Consider the following 6,628-nt stretch of genomic DNA (forward strand, 5'->3'; position numbering starts at 1 on the left):
GCGACGAGCGAGCACGCGCCAAAGCAGATGGGCTGCGCAGTAACTTTTGCAGAGCTTCCAAAGGTATTAGGCGATGGATCTCTTTAAAAAGACCCCGAAGATCGATTTCATGTCCAAGCGTTACCTCGCGTTCGTGCTCTCGGGGTTTGTCTTCGCCGTCTCAATCGCCTCCTTCTTCGTGCGCGGTTTGAACCTGGGCATCGATTTTACCGGCGGCACGCTCATCGAGGTCGAATACCATAAAGCTGTTGACTTGGCCGAGGTGCGCGGCGCGCTCGCGCGCGGTGATTTCGAGGATGCAGTCGTGCAGCACGTCGGCACCTCGAAGGGCGTGATGGTGCGGATCCCCCCGCGCGCAGGCCTAAACTCCGCCGATCTCAGCAATCGCGTCCTCGATGCCTTGAAGACCGCCGCCGGAACATCCGTCGAGATACGTCAGGTCGAATTCGTCGGACCTCAAGTGGGACAGGAGCTCGTGGAAGACGGCGGGCTCGCGTTGGTGTTCGCGCTCATCGGGATCCTGTTCTATGTGGCGTTTCGTTTCGAGCTGCGTCTCGCCGTGGCCGCGGTCATCGCGATCCTGCACGATCTCGTCATCACGGCGGGGTTTGTGAGCCTCTTGGGTCTGCAATTCGATCTCACTATGCTGGCCGCCATCCTCACGGTGGCTGGCTATTCGGTTAATGACACCATCGTCGTCTTCGATCGCATCCGCGAAAACTTCCGCAAGCTCCGCAAAGAGGGCCCTATCGAAGTCATGAATCGCTCGATTAACGAGACCTTGTCGCGGACCTTGGTCACCGGGCCTACCACGCTTTTCGTATTGATCGCGCTGTTTTATTTGGGCGGCGGTGTGATCGATGATTTCGCGCTGGCACTGATCCTGGGTGTCGTCATCGGGACCTTCTCGTCGATCTATGTCGCGAGCCCCGTCGCGCTGGTGCTCGGGCTCAGCCGCGCCGATCTCTTGCCGGTGAAGAAGGAGGGCGCCGAGTTCGATGGGCGTCCTTAACCGCTAAGGCCTGCCTGTCCGCGACGGCGGAGCGCGTGCATGCGCATCATCGCCGATCCCAATATCGCCTATGTGGGCGACGCGTTCGCCTCGCTTGGGGACTTGTGCGTAGTTCCGGGCCGTGATTGGACCCCGGAGATCGCGCGCGACGCCGATCTGCTCTTGGTCCGTTCCGTGACACGGGTCGATGCCGCCTTGCTCGAAGGCAGCCGGGTGCGCTTCGTCGGCACGGCGACGAGCGGCGTCGATCACATCGATCTCGAGTACCTAAGCCGCAAAGGGATCGCCTTCGCCGCCGCTCCCGGAAGCAATGCCACCGCGGTCGCGGAGTACGTGCTCAGCGCGCTTCTCATCCTGGCCGAACAGCGTGGAGCCGTGCTCAAGGGGATGACCGCAGGAATCATCGGCTGCGGGCATGTCGGCGCGCGGGTTACGGACTTGCTCGGGGCGCTCGGGGTCGAGTGCATTATCCATGATCCGCCACTTCAGGAACTGACGGGAGAAGTAAAATACCGCACCCTTGATGATGCCCTGTCCGCGCATGTCGTCAGCTTGCACGTACCGCTCACGGCGAGCGGCTCCCATCCGACGGTCAATCTCATCGGCCTAGAGGAGTTCACCCGCATGCGCAACGATGCGATCCTCATCAACACCGCCCGCGGTGGCGTCATCGACGAGCCGGCATTGCGAACCCTGCTGATGCGGCGCCCCCGCATGGCCGCGGTGATCGACTGCTGGTGTCATGAGCCGGACATCGACGTCGAGCTCTCGCGACGCGCGGCGATCGGAACGCCACATATCGCCGGTTACAGTGACGATGCGAAGCTCCGCGCAACGGAGATGTTGTATCAATCGGTCTGCGAATTTTTAAGCGTGCCTACGGAGTGGCAGCCACCCGTCGCAGCGGACACAATGCGTACCCTGTGCTTGGATGAGGCGGAGACAGACGAAGATCTATTACGCCGGGCCGTCTTTGCCTGTTATGACCCGCGCGACGATCACCGCGCGTTGGCGGAAATTGACGGACTGCCGCTAGCCGAGCGCGGCCCGCATTTCGACGCGCTGCGCGCCCATTACCGCGCGCGCCGCGAGTTCAGCGCGGTAGAGGTGTTGGCGCCCTCAGACCGACCAGCATTCCGAGCGTTATTGCGCGCGCTGGGTTTCGGTGTGGCCGCGGATACGGCAGGTTAGCATCGTAGAAATCGTAGCCTGGATTAGCCGCGCAGCGGCGTAACCCGGGACGAAGCTAATCCCTAGAGAAAATCGCTCGACAAAGTTCGGTACCCGATTAGCGGCGGTTTAATTCCGGGAAGATTTCACAATTTCTTTGTGAGAATTTTCACGGAAAAAAGACGCACTCCCCTCGTATATTGTTTACGTGCAGCTTACCATTCGATGCAAGCTTAGGCTTGAGCGAATGAGCAGAGCACCTTAAGCGATTCGATCCGTCTGAATAGGAGGTAATTTTCATGAACGTCAATGTTCAAAACGTCCAAGCTTTTGTGCCATCACGCAAGGTCAGCTCAAGCGCGCTCGCAGGAGCGATATCGATTACCGTAGTCTGGGCCGTGAACAATTTTGCCGGGACCGCGATTCCTGGTGAGGTCGCTTCCGCGCTCACAACCATCCTGTCGTCCGTGGTCGCATACGTGGTCCCTGAATCCGCGTAGTGAGGGTGAGCGGATGTAAGTTACCGTCACCCGCATGGAAGACGTTGGCCACGGCCAGTAGAAATTGTAGCCCGGGTTAGCCGCGCGCTGGCTAACCCGGGAAACGAAGCTCATTCTCCCCCGGGTTTCGCTGCGCTCAACCCAGGCGATGCACTGCGCTATCTTACGGCGGGACCTTGGAAAATGATGACCCTGGGACATCAATTGCCCGCGGGATGGCGATAAGATTTCGAAGGTTCTTTGAGAAACCGTCCAGATCAGGGAAGAGGGTTGCTCGGCTAATGTTCATGCTGTGCAATCCTCTGATTGCTTCACGTAGGAACTTCTGAGTACAGAGAATATTAAGCTTGATGAAATGGTTTTTGGACTCCAATCCCTCAAGAATCACTTGCATGTTTTCCATAAACGAACGCCCGACATCCCCTGGGACAAGAAAACGCCCCTGCTGCAACACCAACCGCTGATTTAGGCGAAAAGGATTCAACGTAAAAACGAGAGGGATAGGTTCTGATCGTTGAACTATTGCCGCAACTGTGCCTGGGTTTTTAGCGAACTTATCTTGCGTAAGCTTCTCTTTGGCATCATTTGGCAAGACTGCTTCTGCCCTCCTTCGTAACCAATCGCTATCGACTGCCCATATGGCGCAGGACCTTTCTGGTTGTACGATCTCAATGGCAAAGTAGACAGCCACAAAGAAAGAATAAGTCCAGTCAAGAAGACGTGTAGGCGCCCCATGATGTCTCATTAATGAGAGCCATTCAATGAACTGGTCATCGGCGTACATCGGTAATGTAGTGGTGGGCCTGCCGCTTGAAATGTCTTAGGAGTCCTTCCTCGGTATCAGGAAACTCATCCCATTCTTTACCTAAGCGCCGAGCCGCCCATTCTAGACTTGTCTGAAGATTCCAATCCGCGTTTTCTTGTCCCCGAAAACACCAGCTTTTGGTTTTGAATTTATCGTTGTCGTAATAAAAGTCTATTAATCCCTTCCAAGAGTTAAGTTCCTTCGTGTCATATAAATTTTGGTAGCACATACGCCTGAGTCGGCCCTTGAGGGTTATTCGCCTATCGGCAGCACTTCCTCGGGGGCTCTTTGTCGCAATGACAGGCTCTCTGTGACGGGCTGCGTACGTAGGAAGTCAGAATCGACATTCCCTTTAGAACTGCGTCGAATGCCTTTTCAGTTGGCCTCGCCTTTGTTTCCTGGCTTACGCCTACCCCTCGAAGAAGTTTTCCGGGCCGAATAGGGCCGCCCTGATCCTACCAGGGCATCGGCGCACTTTGTGTACTGTCGATGCAGGTTTTTATCAAGCTAACCCAGCCGATCCAACGCGGCGATGTCCTCTGGAGCCAGCCGAACCTCCACGGATTTCAAGCTATCGAGAATACTCTTCGGCTTGCTGGCGCCCGGGATCGGTAGAATATGTTGCCCCTTATGCAGAAACCAGGCGAGGGCGATCTGATACGCCGAAGCGCTGTATTTTTTCCCAAGCCTCGTCAGCATCGGTTCATCGCGTAACCGCGCATGTCGATAGTGGCCTCCCACCGGGCTATGAGGAATATAGGTGACGCCCTTCGCTTGGCAAAGCGCCACCATGCCGTTCTTAAAATCCGTCTGTTCGAGCACGTTGCAGCGGTTTTGTACCGAGGCGATCGGCGTCATCGTCAAGGCCTGTTCCAACTGGCGCGGGGTGATGTTGGACAACCCGATATGCAGGATCTTCCCCTCTTCTTTGAGCCGCATGAGTTCCGCGAGCGATTCCGCGAGATCGACCGCGGGATCGACCGCGTGGAGTTGATAAAGCGTGATGGCGCCGGTGTTGAGATCCCGCAGACTCTTTTCGCACGAGGCCCGCAGCGATACGGGCTTGCCGTCGGTGGTCCACTCGCCTTTGGGGCGGCGCAGCCCGCCCTTGGTGGCGACGGTGACGCTGCCTCGCTTGCCGAGGCGCTCCAATGCCTTCGCGATTAATTGCTCGTTGTGACCGATATCGGCGTCATCGAGGCAATAGACATTTGCGGTATCGATAAAGTCGCCGCCCGCCTCGACGAAAGCTTTGATCACCTCGAAGGCTTGAGCCTCCTCGGGCCGGCCGGCAATCGACAAGGGCATGGCCCCAAGCCCAATCGGGTAAACGGCGATGCCCGTGCCGTTGATTTCCCGCCGCAGCGTATCCATAGCGCCCCTCCATGCGTAATCTGGTTAAGTATAAGATTGTTTCCGATAAACGGCCACCGACCCGCGATCCGCGCCTAGCCCGAATTGCCGTTCACTTGTACTTGAGCCTGATCTCCGCGGCACTCAAATACCACGCCTCCTGCGCCAAATCGGCCTGGGTCAGGGGATTTTGTTCCAACCATCCCGGCGCGAAACGCAGTTTCACGACCCGGGTGTCTCCTTCCAGCGTGATTGGCGCGAGCGGTGCCTCGGTTCGGTTCCGGTGCAGCGTGACGGCCAGCCGTAATAGCACGCACAGGTATAAGGCCGGTAGCCGCACCGTGTCGGCAAGGTTTTGAAGCTCGCCGAGCGGCAGCTTGCGCCGGTGCCCGCGGATCAACATGGCGAGCACTTCCTGCTCACCCTGGAAGAAACCGGGCAGGTCCATGTTGCTAACAAGATAAGCCCCATGCTTGTGGTATTGACTGTGGGAGATGGCGAGGCCGATTTCGTGCAAGCGCGCCGCCCAGGTTATGAGCTGGCCGTGCTCCTCCCGCTCGATCCCCCAAGCGCCGGGTGCTTGCTCAAGTAAGGCCCGTGCCGTGGCCGCCACGCGCGCCGCCTGCGGCTCGTCGACTTGATAGCGGCGCATGAGCTCGGCGACGGTGGCCGCGCGCACATCCTCCTGCTCGATGCGGCCCAAAAGGTCGTACAGCAGGCCTTCGCGCAAGGCACCGCTCGACGCCTGCATGCGCTCGACGCCCAAGGATTGGAAAATCGCGCCGAGGATCGCCACACCGCCCGCGAAGACCGGGGCGCGGTCGCTTTGCAGCCCTTCGAACGCCAGCTTATCGACGCGGCCCGCCGCGATCATTGCTTTGCGAAGCTTGCGCAAGGCGCCCGCAGTGATACCATTTTGAGTCCATCCCTGCTGGCGCACCACGTCCTGCACTGCGAGCACGGTGCCCGAGGCGCCGATGGCGGACTCCCAGCCGACGCGCCGAAACAGGGAGCAGATCGGCTCGAGCTCCTGCAACGCGAATAGCTCGGCCTTCTCCATGCTGGCGCCGTCGATTACCCCCTCTTTAAAAAATCGCCGGCTCATCTCCACGCATCCCATGTGCAGGCTCTCCATGTGACCGGGTTTAAACTGCTGGCCGAGGATGAACTCCGTGCTCCCGCCCCCGATATCGACGACCAACCGCCGCTCGGCGCTGTCCTCGAGGCTGTGCGATACGCCGAGGTAGATCAAGCGCGCCTCCTCGCGGCCGCCGATGATATCGATCGGGTGACCGAGCGCCTGCCGCGCGCGCGCCAAGAACTCTCTTCGATTGCGGGCCTTGCGCAGCGTGTTGGTCCCGACGGCGCGCACATTGCCATTGGAGACATCGCGCAGGCGCTGTCCGAAACGCTCGAGGGTATCGAGGGCGCGCGTCATGGCCGCCTCATCGAGACAGTTGCGATCGTCGAGCCCGGCGGCGAGACGCACCATTTCCTTGATGCGATCGACGACCTGCAAGCGCCCGCTGGAGACCTGGGCCACCAGCATATGAAAGCTATTGGAACCAAGGTCCACCGCGGCCACCGGACCCGCGGCTAACGGCATGTTTTTCTCCCCACGATCGATGCCTCCCGAGAAACCGTAATTCTCATAACCCCGCCGTGAGTATTTTCTAATTCAAAGATGAGTCTGAAAGAAGGTAGTAAAGCCTGGCCTCCTAGGGTGAAAGAGTACTGGCCTCCGGGGATAGCTGGGGGCGTCGGGAGCCTGGGCGGTGCGACGACTGT

The 6,628-nt window shown here is 58.9% G+C and carries 5 protein-coding genes and 1 pseudogene; 3 read left to right on the plus strand and 3 right to left on the minus strand.

Annotated elements, in window-relative coordinates; genetic code table 11:
• Positions 1–73: 73 nt before the first annotated feature.
• The 3 genes from secF (at position 74) to M3436_08065 (ending at position 2,682) form a co-directional block, all read left to right on the plus strand.
• A complete protein-coding gene (gene secF / locus M3436_08055; GenBank protein MDQ3564081.1) occupies positions 74–1,012 on the plus strand; it encodes a protein translocase subunit SecF in 939 nt (312 codons plus the stop codon).
• Between the two features lie 39 nt (positions 1,013–1,051).
• Positions 1,052–2,203, plus strand: a complete 1,152-nt coding sequence (locus tag M3436_08060; protein ID MDQ3564082.1) for a 4-phosphoerythronate dehydrogenase — start codon at positions 1,052–1,054, stop codon at positions 2,201–2,203.
• Positions 2,204–2,481: 278 nt separating this feature from the next.
• Positions 2,482–2,682, plus strand: a complete 201-nt coding sequence (locus M3436_08065; GenBank protein MDQ3564083.1) for a hypothetical protein — start codon at positions 2,482–2,484, stop codon at positions 2,680–2,682.
• A 163-nt stretch (positions 2,683–2,845) separates the two neighbouring features.
• Here the strand turns inward: M3436_08065 and M3436_08070 are convergent.
• The 3 genes and pseudogenes from M3436_08070 to ppx form a co-directional block, all read right to left on the minus strand.
• A pseudogene (locus M3436_08070) lies at positions 2,846–3,716 on the minus strand (FRG domain-containing protein).
• A 278-nt stretch (positions 3,717–3,994) separates the two neighbouring features.
• The gene (locus tag M3436_08075; protein MDQ3564084.1) at positions 3,995–4,861 is read right to left on the minus strand and encodes an aldo/keto reductase; all 867 of its coding nucleotides are present in this window, start codon (positions 4,859–4,861) and stop codon (positions 3,995–3,997) included.
• Between the two features lie 91 nt (positions 4,862–4,952).
• Positions 4,953–6,446, minus strand: coding sequence for an exopolyphosphatase (ppx, locus tag M3436_08080; protein MDQ3564085.1), 1,494 nt, complete (start codon positions 6,444–6,446; stop codon positions 4,953–4,955).
• Between the last annotated feature and the right edge of the window lie 182 nt (positions 6,447–6,628).

This window comes from Pseudomonadota bacterium (assembly GCA_030859565.1).
Classification (GTDB): Bacteria; Pseudomonadota; Gammaproteobacteria; order JACCXJ01; family JACCXJ01; genus USCg-Taylor.